Origin of the sequence: Janthinobacterium sp. SUN211 (assembly GCF_030587315.1) — a bacterium.
Classification (GTDB): domain Bacteria; phylum Pseudomonadota; class Gammaproteobacteria; order Burkholderiales; family Burkholderiaceae_D; genus Janthinobacterium; species Janthinobacterium kumbetense.
In genome coordinates this window covers 1,141,491-1,160,534 of the sequence record NZ_JAPWIC010000002.1, presented here as the reverse complement: position 1 = coordinate 1,160,534, position 19,044 = coordinate 1,141,491, and the positions used below count along the sequence as shown (strand labels likewise).

Below are 19,044 nucleotides of genomic sequence, written 5' to 3'. Positions count from 1 at the left end.
TTTTTTATTGTTGTAAAGCATCCTATTGTGCGGCGCGGCTGTGGTGAGACGAACGTCTCACGGCAGTCCCATGCTGCAATGCGGCATGCATATGCCGGCGCTTCGTGCTAAAAACGGGCATACCATAAAAAATACCGAGACACCGGAGAGCGCCATGCCCTACGTCCGCCAGACCAGCCATATCGACCGCGTGCGCGACCTGATCGCCGGCCGCATCGTCAATCCAGGGGCCGATACGGCCAGGCTGGCGTCATCGTACCGGCGCTCGCTGGACGACTACCGGCTCGACCCCGCCTCCACCACGGGGCCGCGCATCCTGACGGGCGCCGAACTGCGCGCCATCCAGCAATCCGAGGAAAATTTTCTGCGCTCCACGGGCCAGTGCCTGCCGCGCCTGCACGCCATGGTGCGCGAAGCGGGCTACTGCGTCATCCTCGCCAATGCGCGCGGCGTGACGATCGACTACGTGGTCGATGCGGACCAGCGCAAGGATTTCAAGAAGGCGGGCCTGTACCCGGGTTCGTGCTGGTCGGAAGAGGAGGAAGGCACGTGCGGCATCGCTTCCGTGCTGCTCGACCACGAAGCCATCACCGTGCACAAGACCGACCATTTTCGCGCCGCGTTCACGGGCCTGACCTGCAGCGCCGCGCCGATCTTTTCGCCGCACTGCGACTTGATCGGCGTGCTCGATGCCTCGGCGCTGACCTCCCCCGATGCGCGCGACAGCCAGCGCCTGGTCAGGCAACTGGTGCGGCAAGGCGCGACCCTGATCGAAGACGGCTTTTTCCTGAAGTCCTACGGCCATTGCTGCATCCTGCTGGCGCACCGCAACCGCCACTTCGTGGAAGTGCAGCCGGAGATGCTGCTCGCCATCGACGAGCATGGCGACATCGTCGCCGCCAACCGCTGCGCGCGCGACGTCATCGGGGGCCTGGACACCCTGCCGCGTCCCGTCGGCGAGGTGCTGGAAGTGCGCGCCGAGCGGCTGTTCGATGCGCGCGCGGGACACAATCTGCTGTCCTTGCGCCTGGCCGGCGGCAGCACCTGGCTGCATGCCCGCGTACGCGCACCGCTGCGCCAGGCCGGCGTGCGCGCCACGCGCGAGGCGCCTGTCGCGCCGGACGCACTGGCATACACCGCGCCGGAACAGGCCGAACGCACGCGTATCGTCCACGCCATGAACGCCGCCAAATGGCGCCCGCTGCAGGCGGCGGCCATGCTGGGCATCTCGCGCGCCACCCTGTACCGGCGTCTCAAGCAGTTGCACATCGTGCCGCCGCACCGCCAGTAGCCATCCGAAAAGCTGAGATTTCCGTCTCAAAATCAGCCATGCTGCGCTGCGCAATGCAGCGCCGGAACGCCAGTGTTACAACATCGTCAGCGGCAACACAGCCGCATCCCATCATAAAGTCAGCAGACTTGGAGGAGACACGATGCAAACCGATAGCAACCCGCACGACCTGGCCGTGGCCGGCATCCTGGAGCAGCTCGAAGGCGCGCTGCGCGCCAGCGACGGCACGGGCGCCGCGCAATTGTTCGAACAGGACGGCTACTGGCGCGACTTGGTGCTGTTTACCTGGAATTTGAAAACCCTGGAAGGCCGCGAGCAGATCGCCGCCATGCTGGCCGCCCAGCTGGGCGCCGTGCAGCCGCTCTCCATCCGCATCGCCGACGGCGAACACGCCAGCGAGGCCGGCGGCGTGCTGCAAAGCTGGATCACGGTGGAAACGAAGGTGGCGCGCGGCGTGGGCTTCATCCGCATCCGCGACGGCAAGATCTGGACCCTGCTCACCACCATGAGCGAATTGAAGGGTTTTGAGGAAGCCAAGGGCGGCCGGCGGCCCATGGGCGCGGAACACGGCGCGCGCACCAACCGCAGCAGCTGGCTGGAGCACCGCGAGCAGGAAGCAAAGGAACTGGGCTACGCGCGCCAGCCCTACTGCGTCATCATCGGCGGCGGCCAGGGCGGCATCGCGCTCGGTGCGCGGCTGCGCCAGCTGAACGTCCCCACCATCATCATCGAGAAAAACGCGCGCCCGGGCGACAGCTGGCGCAAGCGCTACAAGTCCTTGTGCCTGCACGACCCCGTCTGGTACGACCACATGCCGTACATCCCCTTCCCCGACAACTGGCCCGTCTTCACGCCCAAGGACAAGGTGGGCGACTGGCTGGAAATGTACACCAAGGTGATGGAACTGAACTACTGGGGCTCGACTTCCTGCGAATCGGCCAGCTTCGACGAAGCGTCCGGCGAGTGGACGGTGCAAGTGCTGCGCGACGGCCAGCCCGTCACCCTGAAACCGAAGCAGCTGGTGCTGGCCACGGGCATGTCGGGCAAGGCGAACATGCCGAAGTTCAAGGGCATGGACGTGTTCCAGGGCGAGCAGCAGCACTCGTCGCAGCACCCGGGGCCGGACGCGTATGTCGGCAAGAAGGTGGTCGTCATCGGCGCGAACAATTCCGCGCACGATATCTGCGCCGCCCTGTGGGAAGCGGGCGTGGACGTGACCATGGTGCAGCGCTCGTCGACGCACATCGTCAAGTCCGATTCCTTGATGGACCTGGCCCTGGGCGACCTGTATTCGGAACGGGCGCTGGCCGCCGGCATGACGACGGCCAAGGCCGACCTGACGTTCGCCTCGATTCCATACAAGATATTGGCCGACTTCCAGAAGCCCGTCTTCAAGGCCATCCGCGAGCGCGACGCGGACTTTTATGCGCGCCTGGAAGAACGGGGCTTCATGCTCGATTTCGGCGACGACGATTCGGGCCTGTTCATGAAATACCTGCGCCGCGGCTCCGGCTACTACATCGACGTGGGCGCCTCGGAGCTGGTCGCCGAGGGCAAGATCAAGCTGAAAAGCGGCGTCGGCGTGCAGGAATTGACAACCCATTCCATCTTGCTGTCCGATGGCACCGAGCTGCCGGCCGACCTGGTGGTGTACGCCACCGGCTACGGCTCCATGAATGGCTGGGCGGCCGATCTGATCTCGCCGGAAGTGGCCAACAAGGTGGGCAAGGTGTGGGGACTCGGGTCAGACACGACGAAAGACCCGGGCCCGTGGGAGGGCGAGCAGCGCAATATGTGGAAACCCACGCAGCAGCAAGCCCTGTGGTTCCACGGCGGCAACCTGCACCAGTCGCGCCACTACTCGCAATACCTGTCGCTGCAACTGAAGGCGCGCATGGAAGGCTTGACCACCCCCGTGTATGGGCAACAGGAAGTGCATCACCTGGCGTGATGGCAGGGGCAAGCAGATAAAAAAATGGCGGCGGACCGAAGTCCGCCGCCATTTTGCATCATGCAGCCAACAATTACTGCTTAATGGCTTCGATGGCAAACGTCAGCGTGACGTCATCGCTGACGGCTGGCGCATATTTGCCTGCGTTGAATTCCGAGCGCTTGATCTTGGCCGTGGCGTTGGCGCCGCAAGCGTCTTTTTTCAGCATCGGGTGCGGTGCGCAGGTGAACGAGGTGACGGTCAGGGTGACTGGCTTGGTCACGCCTTTCAGGGTCAGGTTGCCGTCGACGGAAGCGAGCTTGTCGCCGTCAAAATTGAACTTGGTCGATTTGTAGGTGGCGACCGGGAACTTGGCCGTGTCGAGGAAATCTTCGCCCTGGATGTGCGAGTTGAACAGGGTCGAACCCGTGTCGACGGATTTGGTGTCGATCAGCACTTCGACGGCGCCCGTCTTGGCGGCGCGGTCCAGGGTGACCTTGCCGGTGGTGTTATTGAAACGGCTTTGCTGCGTCGAGAAGCCCATGTGGGTGTACTCGAAGCGGGGGAAAGTGTGGCTGCCATCGATGACATAGACTTCAGGAGCGGCAACGGCGGACAGCGAGAAGCCGGCGGCGGCGATAAAAGCGAGCAGTTTTTTCATTGTAGGTTCCTAACAGAAAGTGGAGGATGTCAAAACCGCAACCGGCTGCAGGCGACTGGCGCATGCGGCTGATTGTCTGGCTTCAGTTGCAACAGATTATGCATGGCATGAAGATCGATGTAAAACGGAAAATATACCTAGTTAGCATCGATAAAATCGATAATACATGGCAATATTCTCTGCGACAGCGCCTTCTGCTGCCGATTATTGTCTGCATTGCCAAAAATATCCAGCGTTATCCGGCGCCTCAGATTACATCATAAATGAGAATGATTCTTGTTATTATTTGATGGGCTTGCTATCATGGCGCGCTTTGATCACGGGGACATGCGCGGTGCTTGAACGCTATTACCAGGAATTGCTGCGCCTGATTTCGCGCTCCACGGGATGCCGCGACAAGGCACAGGACGTGGTGCAGGAAGCCTACGCCCGCCTCCTGGCGCGCCAGCCGCAAGGCGGCGCCCGCACCCTGCATGGCGATACGCCGCCCGACAGCGGCCAGCGCGCCCTGCTGTACGTCACGGCGAAAAACATCGCCATCGACGAACAGCGCTTGCACCAGAGGCGGCCCCATGACGCGCTCGACGAGCCGCACATGCAGCTGCGCGCGCCGCGCGCCGATGAACCCGAGCAACGGCTGCACGACCGGCAGACCATGGAACGCCTGCTGCTCATCATCGAGGGCTTGCCGCCGCGTTGCCGCCAGGCTTTCGCGCTGTACAAGTTCGATGGCCTGAGCCAGATCGAGATCGCCGCACAGATGGGTATCTCCGTCAACATGGTGGAAAAACACATCATCAACGGCATGCTCGCCTGTAAAAAAGGCTTGCCCGAGCGGGATACGCTATGAAACAGCACATGACATCACAAGACACGACGGCCGACGACATCGACTTCCTGGCGGCGCAATGGCTGCTGCGCCGCGACGCGGGTCTGGCCGCGCACGACCTGGCGGCATTGCAGCAATGGCTGGAAGCGGACCCGCGCCACCAGCAGGCCTGGCAGGCGCTGGCCCGCACCGATGCGCTGCTGGCCAGCCTGCCGGCGCAGCGCGTGGCGGCCTTCAGCCAGCCCGTCCCGGCGGCGGGCGTGCCGTCATCGCTGCTGCGGCGGCTGCGCCAGGCGGCCTCTTTCCCGCCGCGCGGCGCGCTGGCCGGCGGCTGCCTGCTGCTGTGCGGCCTGCTGGCCTGGCCGCTGGCCGGCCATCTGCAGCGCCCCGGCTTCCAGCACGATTACAGCACGGCGCGCGGCCAGTTCGCCACGCAAGTCCTGCCCGACGGCAGCCGCATCGAACTCGATAGCGGCAGCGCCGTCGACGTGGCCCTGTACCGCGACCGGCGCAGCGTGCGCCTGCTGCGCGGCCAGGCCATGTTCCATGTGCAGGCCGACCCTGCGCGTCCGTTCCAGGTCATCGCGGGAGCGGCGACGGCGACGGTACTGGGCACGCATTTTTCAGTGCGCCACGTGGGCGCCACGACCCAGGTGAGCGTGGCGCAAGGTACGGTGCGCGTGGAAAGCGAAGCCGGCGCGCATGCCGAAGTGCTGCGGGCGGGCGACACGGTCACCGTCACGCCGCAGGGCGTGCAAGCGCTGGCCAGGGTCAGCGCGCAAGCGGTGGGCAACTGGCGTGCCGGGCGCCTCGATTTCGAGGACGCCACCCTGGCCGAGGCGCTGGCCGAATTCGAGCGCTATGGCGATTCGGGCCTCGTGCTTGACGACCCGGCCCTGGCCGGCCTGCGCCTGAACGGCAGCTTCGACGCGAAGCTGCCGGCGCAGTTTGCCGCCGCCCTGCCCTTGGCCTTGCCCGTGCGCCTGCAGCGCCAGGACGGCAAGCTGCACATTCTCGCCCGCTGATGTAGTCCACATGCAGCGAAATAAAATGCATCCGCACGTCAGGGTAAATGAGACTCATTCGTTTTAACTATGAAGGATCACCACATCACCATAGGAAAAACATGCATATGACTCCACCGCGCCATCCCTTGCACGCCCGCCTGTCTCCCCTCTTCCTGGCCATCGGCCTGGCCTTCGCCACGCCCGCCGTGCATGCCGCCGCCGCGCCGGTGGCGCAGGTCGAATGGCACATCCCCGCGCAGCCCTTGAACCGCGCGCTGAACGAACTGGCGCGCCAGGCCGGCATGGTGCTGCTGGCCGACGCGCGCCTGACGCAGGGACGGCAAAGCGCGCCGCTGCAAGGCCGCCATTCGCTGCCCGAGGCGCTGCGCCAGCTGCTGGCCGGCAGCGGCCTGCAGGCGCAGCTGCAAGGCGGCACGACCATCATCATCAGCGCGCCCGCCCCCGTCGCCGCAGGCGCCGTGCAGATCGGCACCCTGCGCGTGAATGGCCAGGGCGGCAGCGGCACGTTCGAGACGGACGACACGGACCCGGCCGACCTGCCCTACGTCACGTCCGCCTCGTCCGCCTACATCGGGCGCGAACAGATCGAACGCTTCCGCGGCACCTCGCCGGCCGACATCTTCAAGGGCGTAGCCGGCGTGCAGGTGGGAGACAGCCGCAACAGCGGCGCCGTCGACGTCAACGTGCGCGGCATGCAGGGCCAGGGCCGCGTGCCCGTGCTGATCGACGGCAGCCTGCAATCGTCCACCGTCTACCGCGGTTACGCGGGTATCGCCGACCGCAGCTACATCGACCCTGACCTGATCAGCGCCATCCGCATCGACAAGGGGCCGAACCTGTCGGCGCAAGGCGCGGGCGCCATCGGCGGCATGGTCAGCATGCAGACTTTGCGCCCCGAAGACATCCTGCGACCGGGCCAGCGCACGGGCGTGCGCCTGCGCGGCGGCATCCAGGACAACAGCGTCTCGGCGCCAGACGATTTCGGCAGCGCGCCGCGCACGCACCGCAACAAGCTGGGCAACCCGCGCAGCGGCTTTGGCAGCATCGCCGTGGCCACGCGCCAGGACGACTACGACCTGGTGGCCGCCATCAGCCAGCGCAGCATCGGCAATTATTTTTCCGGCACGCGCGGTTTCGAACGCTATCAGCTGCCCAATGCATGGGGTGGCGACGATGGCGTGACGCAGTTCTTCAAGAAAGGCGACGAAGTGCTGAACACGGCCAACCGCACCACCTCGGCCCTGCTGAAGGCCAACCTGCGCCTGCCGCACGAACAGAAGCTGGAGCTGGGCTACCGCTATTTCGACAGCAGCTATGGCGAAATCATGCCCTCGCAAATCTACCGCAACAGCACCGGCAGCATCCCGCAATGGGACCCCAGCCAGGTGCGCACGAACGCGCTGACGGCGCGCTACGAATGGAAGCCGGAAGGCCAGAACCTGATCGACCTGAAGGCCAACCTGTGGCTGACGGACATGCAGAGCAAGTCGCGCAACGGCGATATCTTCAGCAATCCGCTGGAAGGCAAGACCAATCCGGGCGACCACGAATGCAAGGAATGCGTGGAAGTGCTGTACCTGGCAAAGAACCAGGCGCGCCGCGTCGGCGCGGACCTGACGAATACCTCGCGCTTCGCCACCGGCATGGGTGCGCTCAAGCTCGATTACGGCCTGTCCTTGCAAAATGAAGATATCGGCCCGGCCGACAGCGTGCGCATCCTCGATGATGACTTGAACGCCAATCACACCCTGCGCAACGGCAAGCGCCACGAGCAAAGCGCCTTCGCCTCGCTGCAGTGGCAGGCGCGCGACTGGCTGAGTGTCGAGGCGGGCGGACGCTTCCAGCGCTTCGATACGCGCGACCGCAACCGCCGCGCCGAGCAGCAATACCATCCGCAAGGCTGGCAATGGGTCACCATGTGGGACAAGGACGGCGATCAGATCGGCGCAGCGAAGTGGTACCAGGATGCGCAGGGCCGGTTCACGCCCGCCACCAATCCCGCGCTGGTGGGCGGCATGGTGGAAAACTACGGCACCGAGCCGGCGCCGCTGGACGTCTCGCAGGTGGACCAGTGGAGCGGCAATGGCTATGTCTATCGCGACGCCATTCCCGGCCTGTTCAAGTACAGCACGCCGATCCGCCGCAAGGACCACGGTTTTGCGCCCACGTTTGCGCTGACGGCGCGCCTGTCCGACAGCGTCAGCCTGTTCCTGCGCGATGCGCGCGGCTTGCGCATGCCCAGCCTGTACGAATCGACGATGGGCTTCTCGGCCACGTATTCGTCGCCCTTGAACGCCGAACGCAGCCACAACCGCGAAGTGGGCGTGAGCGTGATCAAGGATGGCGTGTGGAGCGCCGCCGACAAGCTGCGCCTGCGCGTGGCGTATTTCGACAACGTCACGCACGGCTACATCACGCGCCGCCCGATTCCCGACTTGCCGGCCTACGCACAGAATTTCTCGATGGCGAACACGGACAAATACAGCGTCTCGGGCATCGAACTGCAGTCGTCATATGACCGAGGTAGCGTGTTTGCCGACTTTTCCGGCACCTGGAACCGCAAGACCCTGATCTGCGACGCGGCCACGGCGGCCTATTTGCGCAAGGCCAGCAAGTGGGAATCGGATATCTGGAACACGCCCGACTGCTCGCCCATCGGCTTTTCCAGTTCCTACGTGAGCAACCATATCCAGCCCAAGCTGAGCGCCAACCTGACCCTGGGCACGCGCTGGCTGCAGGAAAAACTCACCGTCGGCACGCGCCTGACGCACGTCGGCCATCCGCTGGCGCGCCAGGACGACAAGGCCGTGTGGCAGTCGTGGACGGGCACCTCGCCGCAGGTGCTGACGCAGGCCTACACCCTGGCCGACCTGTTCGCCAGCTACAAGATCACGCCCAACGCCACCGTCGACGTGGCGGTGGACAACCTGACGGACCGTTACTACCTCGATCCGCTGACCCTGAGCCTGATGCCGGGGCCGGGCCGCACGGCGCGCGTCACGCTTGGCGTTCGTTTCTGATTTGATTCATCCTTATAATAGAGAGCAGATACTCCATGCATGCAGCAAGCGACACCAGCAGCACCTTGAACACCGTTCCGATTAACGCGGCCCCTAGCCGCAGCCAGCGCCTGAAAGCCGACACCATGGCCACCCACGACTTGCTGGACCAGCGCATCATGGCCAGCGCGCCGTTTTCCAGCCGCGACAATTACGCGCGCTTCCTGCAGGCGCAATACGCGTTCCTGCGCGATGTCGACGCGCTGTACGACAACGCGCAGCTGGCCGCCCTGCTGCCGGACCTGGAACAGCGCCGCCGCTACGCCAGCATCGCGGCCGACCTGCGCGACCTGGGCACCGTCCTGCCGGCCGATGCGGCCACGCCGCCGTTCGACGCGCAGCTGGACCTGGCCACGGCGCTGGGCTGGCTGTACGTGAGCGAAGGCTCGAAGCTGGGCGCGGCCATCCTGTATAAGCTGGCCGGCAAGATCGGCCTGGACGAGCATCACGGCGCGCGCCACCTGGCCGGCCATCCGGACGGACGCGCACGCCACTGGCGCGATTTTACGTCCGTGCTCGATACGGCCGTCCTTGACGCCGCCGGTGAAGCGCGCGTGATCGACGGCGCGCGCGCCGCCTTCCTGCGCATGCATGGCCACGTGGAGGCTTGCGCCTGATGGAAGAGCCAGTAATCCAGGCCGGCGCGGAAGCGCATACGGCACGGCTGCGCCGCTGGGCCTGGACGGCCGCCGGCATGCTGATGGTGGCGCTGGGCGTGATCGGCGCCCTGCTGCCCGTCATGCCGACGACGATCTTCCTGATCCTGGCGCTGGCCTGCTTCAGCCGCGCCTCGCCACGCCTGGAACACTGGCTGCTGCACCACCCGCGCTTCGGCGCGCCGCTGCGCCAGTGGCGCGAACACCGCGCCGTGTCGCGGCGCGGCAAGGTCCTCGCTTGCCTGGGCATGGCCATCGGCTTTGTCGCCATGTGCCTCGGCCATCCGCCCTGGTGGGTCATCGCCCTCGTGGCAACGATGGAAATCGCCGTCATCATCTATCTGCTGCGCCGCCCGGAAGGGCCGGCGCCGGTGCCAGCACCAGAAAAGACGCCGCCGGCGGACTGGCACAAGCCGCTGACCATCGCCACGGTCTTCGCCATGCACGGCGCCCTGCTGGGATGGGCCGTGTACCACCGCGCGCCTGCAGCGCCCGTGCTGGCCATCGCGCCCGACTCCGCGCAACCGGCCATGCTGCTGTTCCTGCCGGCCGCCGCCCCGCCCCGCCCGCTGGAGCAGAATCTTGCTGAACAGGCCAGCGCCGCGGCCGCGCCGTCGCGCGCCATTGCCAAAAAAGCAGCGCCAGCCCTGCCGCAATTCGTGCCGCCGCAGCCGGATGCCGCGCCCATGCCGCCGCAAGCCGAGGCCGTCGCGGCCGTCGCCGAGGTGCGCCCTGCCCCCGTTACGCCGGCACCGGTGGCCACGGCGTCTGTCGCGGCGGCGCCTCCCTCGCCCGCCCTGCCGCCCGCGCCACAGGAGCTGCGCAGCGGCGTATCGAGCTGGGAAGGCAAGGTTTTGGCGCGCATGGAGCGCTTCCGCCGCTATCCGACGGCGTCGCGCGCGAAGCAGGAACAGGGCGTGGTGTACCTGCGCTGCCGCATCGACCGCGACGGGCAGGTGCTGGCGGCCGCCATTGAGCGCAGTTCCGGTTCCGCAGCGCTGGATCAGGCCGCGCTCGACACTTTGCAACGGGCGGCGCCACTGCCGCGTATCCCCAAGGAACGGCCGGAGCCGCTGGAATTATCGATTCCCGTCGAATTTTCCATCGGCTGATCGCTTAAAAACCGCTTTTACTCTCGCCAAACACCCATATAGACATTATTTGCATATTCAAAGCAAGATTCTGTCGTAGGAGTAATAACACGATCGGAGGTATACTACGCAACCGACGTAACAGGCTGGGCGATTTGGCCCCTGCAAGCGCGCCTGTCACGGTCCAATAAAAAAGGAAACACTGCATGACCACACCACACCGTACGCCGGTGATTCGCATCGATGGCGCAAACAAGACCTTCGCGCTGCCCAAGGGCGAACAATTCCACGCGGTCAAATCGGTCACGCTGGAAGTCTATCCCGGTGATATTTTCGGCCTGATCGGCAAGAGCGGCGCCGGCAAATCGACCTTGCTGCGCCTGATTAACCTGCTCGAGCGTCCCGACAGCGGCAGCATCACGGTCGCCGGGCGCGAATTGACCAGCTTGAGCAAGGGCGACTTGCGCGACGCGCGCCAGAATATCGGCATGATTTTCCAGCAATTCAATCTGCTGCAAAACGCCAGCGTGTTCGACAACGTCGCCTTTCCCCTGAAAATCCATGGCACCACCAAGGGCGAGCACATCGCCGCCCGCGTCGAGGAATGCCTGGCGCTGGTGGGCTTGTCCGACAAGCTGCACAGCTATCCGGCGCAATTGTCGGGCGGGCAGAAACAGCGCGTGGCGATTGCCCGCGCCCTGGCCAGCCACCCCGACGTGCTGCTGTGCGACGAACCGACGTCCGCGCTGGACGCGGAAACGACGCGCGCCCTGCTCGATACCTTGCGCGATATCAATGCGCGTCTGGGCGTGACCATCGTCATCGTCAGCCATGAGCTGTCGGTGCTGGGCGCCATCTGCAACCGGGTCGCCGTCGTGGAAAGCGGCGCCATCGCCGAACAATTCGATTTGAGCGACACGGCTACCCCGCGCAAGACGGCGCTGGGACGCGAGCTGGCTTATTACGGCACCGAGGCGTTTGAAGCCACCGCATGGAAGGATGCAACACATGTTTGAAGAATCGATCAATAACGTCATCAACCTGCTGCCGGAAATCTGGGTGGCGCTGGGCCAGACCATGACCATGCTAGGCATCGGCTTGACGGCCGCCATCCTGATCGGCGGCCCGCTGGGCATCCTGCTGTTCCTCGTCTCGGAAGGCCAGTCGCTGGAAAACCGTCCGCTGTCGACGATCCTCGGCTGGCTGGTAAATACCGTGCGCAGCTTCCCCTTCATCATCCTGCTGGTCGCCCTGACGCCGTTTACGCGCATCATCGCGGGCACTTCGATCGGCCCGCTGGCGGCCAGCGTGCCGCTGTCGTTCGCCGCCATTCCCTACCTGGCGCGCCTGGTGGAACAGAACCTGCGCGAAGTGCCGCGCGGCGTGATCGAAGCGGCGCACGCCATGGGCGCGTCGGAAATGCAGATCATCTTCCGCGTGCTGCTGGTGGAAGCGCGTTCCGGCCTGGTGCTGGCCCTGACCGTGCTGTCGATCAGCTTCCTGTCGTATTCGGCCGTGGCCGGCGTGGTGGGCGGCGGCGGTATCGGCGACCTGGCCATCCGCTACGGCTACTACCGCTTCGAGACGGACATCATGGTCGCCACCGTGGCCATCCTGATCGTGCTGGTGCAAACCATCCAGTTCGCCGGCACGCGCATCGCCAAGCGCCTCGACAAACGTTAATTCATATTCAGTATTTCAGTACAAGGAAAAGCATGAACCACATTCGCCGCAACCTGCTCCTGGCCGCTGCCAGCCTGGCCTTCGCCACCGCCGCCCACGCCAAGGACCCGAAAGAACTCGTCATCGGCACCAGCTCCGGCCCGTATTCGGACCAGCTGAAGCTGGGCATCAAGCCTATCCTGGAAAAACAGGGCTACAAGGTCAAGATCGTGGAATTCAACGACTACGTGCAGCCGAACTACGCACTGGCCGAAGGCTCGCTGGATGCCAACGTGTTCCAGCACATCGTCTACCTGACCAAGTTCGCCACCGATAACAAGCTGCCACTGAGCTCATTGATCACCGTGCCGACCATGCCGATCGGCCTGTACGGCGGCAAGCAAAAAACGCTGGCGGAAGTCAAGAACGGTGCCACCATCACCATGCCGAACGACCCGACCAACCAGGCGCGCGCGCTGGTGATGCTGGCCAAGATGGGCTGGATCAAGCTGAAACCGAACGTCGACCCGCTGCGCGCGTCCGAGCGCGACGTGCTGGAAAACCCGAAGAAGCTGAAACTGGTACCGCTGGAAGCGGCGCAGCTGCCACGTTCGCTGGCCGACGCCGACTACGCTTTCGTCAACGGCAACTTCGCCCTGGCCGCCGGCATGAAGCTGACGTCGGCCCTGAGCGTGGAAAAGATTTCGGACAGCTACATCAACCTGGTGGCCATCCGCACGGCCGACAAGGCCAAGCCATGGGTCAAGGACCTGGAAGCGGCCTACCGCTCGCGCGCCTTCCTCGACGCGACGAACAAATACCTGGCCGGCTACGAAAAGACGGATTACCAGCTGGCGCTGGAAAAGACGCTGAAAAAATAAGGCGAAAGCAAAGCGCTGCACACAAAAAGACGGCCAGGTTCACACCTGGCCGTCTTTTTTTATTCTGCGCGCCACCCGGGCGCCATCACTGCTTAGAAGCGGTAGCCGACGCCTACGCCGATCAGGATAGGATCGATCTTGACTTCGCTGACCTTGCCGCCAGCAGCGGTCAGTACGTCGCTGCGGATCTGCACTTTCTTGATGTCGAAGTTCAAGGACCAGTTCTTGTCCAGTTTGTAGTCGACACCGGCTTGCAGCGCGAAGCCCCAGCTGTCGTGTTCCAGGCGCAGGCCGGGCAGTTTGACACCCGAGATATTCGTGTAGTTCACGCCGGCACCCACGTAAGGGCTGAACTGTTTTTCAGGCATGAAGTGGTATTGCAGCGACAGGGTCGGCGGCAGGTGCTTGAAGGTGCCGACTTGGCCGCCATCGAGCTTGACATCATGCTTTTGCGGGTAGGTCAGGATCAGCTCGGCAGCGATATTCGGGGTGAAAAAATACGAAATATCGATTTCAGGAATCGTCTTGCTGCTGACCGTCAAGCGGTCCGATGCGCCGAAGCCACCAACAGGAGTAGATTTATCGGCCGGATCGATATGCACGGCGCGCGCACGGACCAGCCATGGGCTTTCCTGTGCCATGGCGTTGCCGGCGAATGCGCCGATGGCGGCCAGGACGATTGCTGCTGCAGTTGCGGACGTTTTCATTATGTTTTCCTCTGTCGTTAAGTAACGCTGCGAAGTCTAAGAGTGCAGTGCAACAAAAACTTTGATCCACATCAAATAGTGCTATATGGCATCACCAGAGGGATTTTTTCCTTTGCCCAAGTCAAAAATTGCCGTATTGCAGCGCATCAATGCACGTCGGCAAACAGGCTGGCGACCCAGTCGGCAAAGACGCGCACGCGCGGCGACAATTGCCGGTGGTGGGGATACAGCACGGACACGGGCAGCGGATCGGGCCGCCAGTCCCGCAGCACTTCCACCAGTTCGCCAGCCGCCAGCGCCCGCTCCAGGTGATAACGGGGCGCCTGGATCAAGCCCATGCCCGCGCGGCAGCAGGCGTGATATGCGTCCGCATTGTTGACGGACACGGTGCCCGGCAAGGCCACGCTGCGGCGCTGGCCCTCCACCTTGAAATCGAAGGGCCAGACCTTGCCCGTCTGGGCGGAAAAGAAATTGACGGCGCGGTGGCCATCCAACTGCGCCAGATGCTCCGGCGTGCCATGCACGGCCAGATAGGCGGGGCTGGCGCACGTCACCTGTTCCAGCAGCGCCACGCGGCGCGCCACCATCGACGAGTCGCCCAGTTCGCCCACGCGCAGCACGCAATCGACGCCTTCGCGCACCAGGTCGACGAGGCGGTCGCCCATGCCGATTTCCAGTTCGATCAGCGGATAGCGGGCGCAGAACCGGTCCAGCACGGGCATGACGAAGTGCATGGCCAGGGTCGCGTGCAAGTCGATGCGCAGCTTGCCGGCCGGTTGCTGCGCCGCCGAACTGAACACGGCTTCCGTTTCTTCCAGGTCCGCCAGCAGGCGCACGCAGCGCTGGTAATACGCGTCGCCATCGGGCGTGGGCGTCACTTGCCGCGTGGTCCGCTGCAGCAGGCGCACGCGCAGACGCGCTTCCAGCTGCTTGATCGCATGCGTGACGGTGGCCTTCGGATAGCCGAGGTCATGCGCCGCCTGCGTAAAACTGCGCAGTTCGACGATGCGCGTAAAGATGCGCATCGCATCAAATCGGTCCATGCTCCCTCCATTGTTATTCCTTGCTGCACAGTATAGCGATTCGACCGCCACTTTTCATCGGCAACCAATACTGCTGGCATCAGTTGCCCGCCACGCAAGCGCCACTTGCGCCGATGTCACTGGATTGCCGCCCGCCCGCGCGGCATACTATTTACAGTACACACATGAGAATGGTAATGATTATCATTTGCGATATAATGCAATACCTCGCTAGGGCGACTACAAAAAGGAATGGGAGACATGGATATATTGAGGGAACTGCGTGAATCGGGCTTGAAAGTGACCATCCCCCGCTTGCGGATTCTGCAGCTGTTTCAAGAAGGCACGATCAAGCACCTGAGTGCGGACGATGTCTACAAACTCTTGCTGGCTGAAAAGATCGACGTGGGCCTGGCCACCATCTACCGCGTGCTGATGCAGTTTGCCGAAGCGGGCATCCTGTTTCGCCGGCATTTCGAATCGGGCCACGCCGTCTTCGAACTGAACGAAGGCCAGCACCACGACCACCTGGTCTGCACGGGTTGCGGCAAGGTCGATGAATTCGTCGACGAAGGCATCGAACTGCGCCAGAACGAGATCGCCGCCGAGCGGGGCTTCGTGCTGCACGAGCACGCGCTGTCGCTGTACGGCACCTGCGCCGAGTGCACGGCGAAGAAAGTGCCGCCGCGCCGGGCCTGAGGATGCCTGGGCCGTTTGGGCGCCGCTGCCTTGCGGTAAGATTCGCTCAAGCTTGAGAAAGGATCACCCATGTACATCGGAGAAATCGCCCGCCTGGCGGGCACCTCGCCCAAGGCCTTGCGCCACTATGAAGCGCTGGGCTTGCTGGGCGACGTGCGCCGCGCCGGCGCCTACCGCGTCTACACGCAGCAAGACCTGGCGCAAGTCAAACTCATACGCCAGGCGCAGGCGCTGGGCTTCCGCCTGGCCGAACTGCTGCCCATCCTGGCCGGCGACGATACGGACTGGGCCGCCCTGTCGCAGCACATCGCCGCCAAGCGCACGCAGATACAGCAGGATATCGCCCGCCTGCGCCAGCTCGACGCCCAACTGGCCGACATCGACACGGAAATCCACGACTGCCTGGCACACCAATACCTTCAAGCGGCCGCTTGACTCTGCCCCCAGGGGCAGGCTTTAGCATGCAAGCTCTTCTTTAACGGACAGCCTGCACCATGACCAAGACGACACCCAAGCGCATTTTGATACTCCTCGGCCACCCGTCGGGCGACAGCTTTTGCGCCGCCCTGGCCGAGGCCTATGCCGCCACGGCCCGCAGCGCGGGCCACACCGTGCGCGAACTGCGCCTGGGCCAGCTGGACTTCGATCCCATCCTGCACGAAGGCTACCGCCAGGTGCAGCCGCTGGAAGCGGACTTGCTGGCCGCGCAGGAAGCCATCAGCTGGGCCGAACACCTGGTGTTCGCCTACCCGATCTGGTGGGGCGGCGCGCCAGCCCTGCTGAAAGGCTTCGTCGACCGCGTCTTCCTGCCCGGCTACGCTTTCAAGTACCGCCCCGGCAAGGCTTTCCCGGCGCAATTGCTGAAGGGCCGCACGGCCCAGCTGCTGGTGACGATGGACACGCCGCCCTGGTATTTCCGCTGGGTCTACCGCATGCCCGGCATCCACCAGTTGCGCAAGACGACGCTGGAATTTTGCGGCATCAAACCCGTCAGGGTGGCCAGCTTCGGCCCCATCCTCGACTCCACCGAGCCGCAACGCGCGCGCTGGCTGGCCCAGGCCAAGACGCTGGCGCGCCATCTGTAAGCCCGGCAACGGCTTGCCATGCAGCCATCTTGCATACGGTTTTGACAAGCTGGTAATCAAGCCGTCATATTCCAAGGCTACCATGATGATATTGCCTGTTTGTCAGTCGCCTTGCCGTCGCGACAACAAGGGTCCGATCGTCATGTAAAGGTAGCCGCTGTGGAGTTCAACGCTTCTCGATTGCATCTTCCCCGTTATCGCACGTCCGTGGCGGCTGATCTGTGCATTCCCACGGAATCCGTGCAGGCCGACGCCAGCAATTTCGCCGTGCTGGAATTGTTCACGGAACGGCGCGACATGATGAGCCTGCCCGTCACGGAGCAGCAGAAGCCCATCGGCTTGATCAGCCGCAACATCTTCATGTCGCAGATGTCCAAGCCCTTTTATCACGAAGTGTACGGCAAGAAAAGCTGCATCGCCTTCATGGACAAGGAGCCGCTGATCGTCGACGGCGCCATGAGCATCGAAGACCTCACCTTCCGCGCCGTGGAAGCGGGCGAGAAGGCGCTGGCCGACGGCTTCATCATCACCGAGGATGGCGCGCTGGCCGGCGTGGGCTTCGGCTTGCAGCTGATGAACGTGGTCGCCACCATGCAGGCGGAAAAGAACCGGCAAATCATGCACAGCATCGATTACGCCAGCGTAATCCAGCGCGCGCTGCTGCGCACCTCCGATGCGGAATTGCGCGCCACCCTGCCCGACGCGCACCTGGAATGGCAGCCGCGCGACGTGGTCGGCGGCGATTTTTACTTCTTCGAGCGCCACGCGGGCGGCTGGTTTGCCGCCATCGCCGACTGCACCGGCCACGGCGTGCCGGGCGCCTTCATGACCCTGATCGCCTCGTCGGCCCTGAGCCAGGCCTTGCGCGAGCTGGGGCCGCACGATCCGGCCGCCCTGATCGGCGCCGTCAGCCGCGCCATCAAGACCCTGCTGGGCCAGGACGGCGCCAGCAGCGGCGAAGCCACCGGCCACGCCGGCTCGAACGACGGCATGGATTGCGCCTTCCTGTGCTACGACACGGCCAGCGCCAGCCTGCGTTTCGCGGGGGCGAAACTGGCGCTGCACGTGGTCGCGCCGGGCGAAGAGGCCGTGCGCGCCATCGATGGCGCGCGCATGGGCGTGGGCTATGTCGACACGCCGGCCGGCTACTGCTGGCACAACGAGACGCTGGACATTCCCGCCGGCAGCCTGCTGTTCCTCACCACCGACGGCCTGCTCGACCAGATCGGCGGCGCGCGCGACATCGCCTACGGCAAGCGGCGCATGCGCGAACAGCTGCTGGCGCAGCGCGACGCGCCCGCCGGCGACGTGGCGGCGGCGCTGCTGCAGGACAGCGCGGCATGGCAAGGCAAGCAGCCGCGCCGCGACGACCTGACCTTTTTCTGTTTTCGCCTGTAGTCAGGCGCCATCGAGCCACCTTATCAACAAGAAACCGGGTCACCGGCTAGCCAGGAGCACGGACGTGCTGTACGAAGAATTCAACGAGTTTTGGGATGTGGCGCGCAAGCGCAACATCATCTTTTTTTACGTGGGCTATTTCTCGCAGCACGTGGTCAGCGCCATTTCCGAAACCATCAAGGCACGCCTCGACACGGCCGGCGCGGCCGGGCCCACGCGGCGGCGCATCTTTTCCTCGTTCATCGAGATGTCGCAAAACATCATGCACTATTCGGCGGACAGCCTGACGCCCGATGCGCAGCTGGACCAGCAGATGCGGCGCGGCTCGTTCTGCATCGGCACGCGCGGCGACAGCTTTTTTCTCCTGTGCGCCAACCCCGTCTCGACGGACAACGTGGCGCAGATCCGCGCCCGGCTGGAGCCGCTGCACACGATGACGATGGAAGAAATCCGCCTGGCGTACAAGAAGGCCCTGCGCGAGGAAGCGCCGGCCGACAGCAAGGGCGCGGGCCTGGGTTTTCTGACCATGGCGCGCGACGCCAGCGAGCCGCTGGAATTCGAATTCGTCCAGGATCCCCAGGAGCCGGGCCACACCATCTTCTGCATCAAAGCCATCATTTGAAAGAGCCGACTCAGGAAAGCATATGCAATTACCGTCACCACTGTTCATCGCCGCGACCCCGAGTTCGCCCGAAATCGACTTCCGTTTCGAGCAGCACACCCTGTCGATCAAGGGCGAGTCGTATCCGGAAAACGCAGCCGCCTTCTATGGCCCGCTGATCGCCGCCGTGCGCGCCTACCTGGAAGGCTGCCGCGAAAGCGCCATCACCGTCAACGTCTCGCTGGCCTACTTCAACAGCTCCAGCACGAAGATGCTGTTTACCCTGTTCGACACCCTGAACCAGGCGGCCGTCGATGGCAACCAGGTGCGCCTGAACTGGTATCACGACGAGGACGACGACACCATCCTGGAATTCGGCCAGGAGCTGCAGCAGGACTTTACGGCGCTGGACTTCCACGACCATCCCGTGCAGGGCAGCTAGGG

The 19,044-nt window shown here is 64.2% G+C and carries 20 protein-coding genes; 17 read left to right on the top strand and 3 right to left on the bottom strand.

The genetic code is table 11. The annotated features are described in order from the left end of the window. Positions 1–154: 154 nt before the first annotated feature. Together O3301_RS11070 and O3301_RS11065 are read left to right on the top strand one after the other, a co-directional pair. On the top strand, positions 155–1,291 hold the full coding sequence (locus O3301_RS11070; protein ID WP_305056363.1) for a sigma-54-dependent Fis family transcriptional regulator: 1,137 nt from the start codon (positions 155–157) through the stop codon (positions 1,289–1,291). 142 nt (positions 1,292–1,433) lie between these two features. Beyond that, positions 1,434–3,242, top strand: a complete 1,809-nt coding sequence (locus O3301_RS11065; RefSeq protein ID WP_305056362.1) for an NAD(P)/FAD-dependent oxidoreductase — start codon at positions 1,434–1,436, stop codon at positions 3,240–3,242. 73 nt (positions 3,243–3,315) lie between these two features. On the opposite strand, the gene O3301_RS11060 is transcribed toward O3301_RS11065, so the two are convergent. Next, a complete protein-coding gene (locus O3301_RS11060) occupies positions 3,316–3,882 on the bottom strand; it encodes a YceI family protein (protein WP_099667289.1) in 567 nt (188 codons plus the stop codon). A gap of 26 nt (positions 3,883–3,908) precedes the next feature. Here O3301_RS11060 and O3301_RS11055 point away from each other — a divergent pair, with 26 nt between their 5' ends. The 9 genes from O3301_RS11055 (at position 3,909) to O3301_RS11010 (ending at position 13,088) form a co-directional block, all read left to right on the top strand. Then, the gene (locus O3301_RS11055) at positions 3,909–4,145 is read left to right on the top strand and encodes a hypothetical protein (protein ID WP_251348087.1); all 237 of its coding nucleotides are present in this window, start codon (positions 3,909–3,911) and stop codon (positions 4,143–4,145) included. Positions 4,146–4,216: 71 nt separating this feature from the next. Further along, the gene (locus tag O3301_RS11050; RefSeq protein WP_305056361.1) at positions 4,217–4,732 is read left to right on the top strand and encodes an RNA polymerase sigma factor; all 516 of its coding nucleotides are present in this window, start codon (positions 4,217–4,219) and stop codon (positions 4,730–4,732) included. Positions 4,733–4,740: 8 nt separating this feature from the next. Further along, entirely contained in the window at positions 4,741–5,736 is a 996-nt protein-coding gene (locus tag O3301_RS11045; RefSeq protein ID WP_305056360.1) for a FecR domain-containing protein, read from the top strand. A gap of 101 nt (positions 5,737–5,837) precedes the next feature. Further along, a complete protein-coding gene (locus O3301_RS11040; RefSeq protein ID WP_305056359.1) occupies positions 5,838–8,759 on the top strand; it encodes a TonB-dependent receptor in 2,922 nt (973 codons plus the stop codon). A 35-nt stretch (positions 8,760–8,794) separates the two neighbouring features. Next, positions 8,795–9,415, top strand: a complete 621-nt coding sequence (locus tag O3301_RS11035) for a biliverdin-producing heme oxygenase (protein WP_305056358.1) — start codon at positions 8,795–8,797, stop codon at positions 9,413–9,415. Next, entirely contained in the window at positions 9,415–10,566 is a 1,152-nt protein-coding gene (locus O3301_RS28590; protein ID WP_369812187.1) for a TonB family protein, read from the top strand. Before O3301_RS11035 ends, O3301_RS28590 begins: the two co-directional genes overlap by 1 nt. Positions 10,567–10,751: 185 nt before the next feature. Next, positions 10,752–11,561, top strand: a complete 810-nt coding sequence (locus tag O3301_RS11020) for a methionine ABC transporter ATP-binding protein (protein ID WP_289910706.1) — start codon at positions 10,752–10,754, stop codon at positions 11,559–11,561. After that, positions 11,554–12,228 (top strand): methionine ABC transporter permease, encoded by a 675-nt coding sequence (locus tag O3301_RS11015; protein WP_046683994.1) that lies wholly within the window; start codon positions 11,554–11,556, stop codon positions 12,226–12,228. Before O3301_RS11020 ends, O3301_RS11015 begins: the two co-directional genes overlap by 8 nt. 32 nt (positions 12,229–12,260) lie before the next feature. Then, positions 12,261–13,088, top strand: coding sequence for a MetQ/NlpA family ABC transporter substrate-binding protein (locus O3301_RS11010; protein WP_099667284.1), 828 nt, complete (start codon positions 12,261–12,263; stop codon positions 13,086–13,088). A 92-nt stretch (positions 13,089–13,180) separates the two neighbouring features. Here the strand turns inward: O3301_RS11010 and O3301_RS11005 are convergent, their stop codons facing one another. Together O3301_RS11005 and O3301_RS11000 are read right to left on the bottom strand one after the other, a co-directional pair. Then, positions 13,181–13,795: an OmpW family protein gene (locus tag O3301_RS11005; RefSeq protein ID WP_289916259.1), complete on the bottom strand. Its 615-nt coding sequence runs from the start codon at positions 13,793–13,795 to the stop codon at positions 13,181–13,183. 146 nt (positions 13,796–13,941) lie between these two features. Further along, positions 13,942–14,838 (bottom strand): LysR family transcriptional regulator, encoded by an 897-nt coding sequence (locus O3301_RS11000; protein ID WP_305056357.1) that lies wholly within the window; start codon positions 14,836–14,838, stop codon positions 13,942–13,944. A gap of 240 nt (positions 14,839–15,078) precedes the next feature. Here O3301_RS11000 and fur point away from each other — a divergent pair, with 240 nt between their 5' ends. From fur to O3301_RS10970, 6 genes are all read left to right on the top strand, one after another. After that, positions 15,079–15,516 carry a ferric iron uptake transcriptional regulator gene (gene fur / locus O3301_RS10995; RefSeq protein WP_099667281.1) on the top strand — a complete coding sequence of 146 codons (438 nt, stop codon included), beginning with the start codon at positions 15,079–15,081 and terminating at the stop codon, positions 15,514–15,516. A gap of 69 nt (positions 15,517–15,585) precedes the next feature. Next, positions 15,586–15,951 carry a MerR family transcriptional regulator gene (locus tag O3301_RS10990; protein WP_099667280.1) on the top strand — a complete coding sequence of 122 codons (366 nt, stop codon included), beginning with the start codon at positions 15,586–15,588 and terminating at the stop codon, positions 15,949–15,951. 59 nt (positions 15,952–16,010) lie between these two features. Then, positions 16,011–16,601: an NAD(P)H-dependent oxidoreductase gene (locus O3301_RS10985; protein ID WP_305056356.1), complete on the top strand. Its 591-nt coding sequence runs from the start codon at positions 16,011–16,013 to the stop codon at positions 16,599–16,601. A 240-nt stretch (positions 16,602–16,841) separates the two neighbouring features. Beyond that, a complete protein-coding gene (locus O3301_RS10980) occupies positions 16,842–17,999 on the top strand; it encodes a SpoIIE family protein phosphatase (RefSeq protein WP_305056397.1) in 1,158 nt (385 codons plus the stop codon). A gap of 64 nt (positions 18,000–18,063) precedes the next feature. Then, complete coding sequence (locus tag O3301_RS10975; RefSeq protein WP_071076508.1) at positions 18,064–18,621, top strand: SiaB family protein kinase; 558 nt, start codon at positions 18,064–18,066, stop codon at positions 18,619–18,621. A gap of 22 nt (positions 18,622–18,643) precedes the next feature. Then, the gene (locus O3301_RS10970) at positions 18,644–19,042 is read left to right on the top strand and encodes a DUF1987 domain-containing protein (RefSeq protein ID WP_077406607.1); all 399 of its coding nucleotides are present in this window, start codon (positions 18,644–18,646) and stop codon (positions 19,040–19,042) included. The last annotated feature ends 2 nt before the right edge of the window (positions 19,043–19,044 follow it).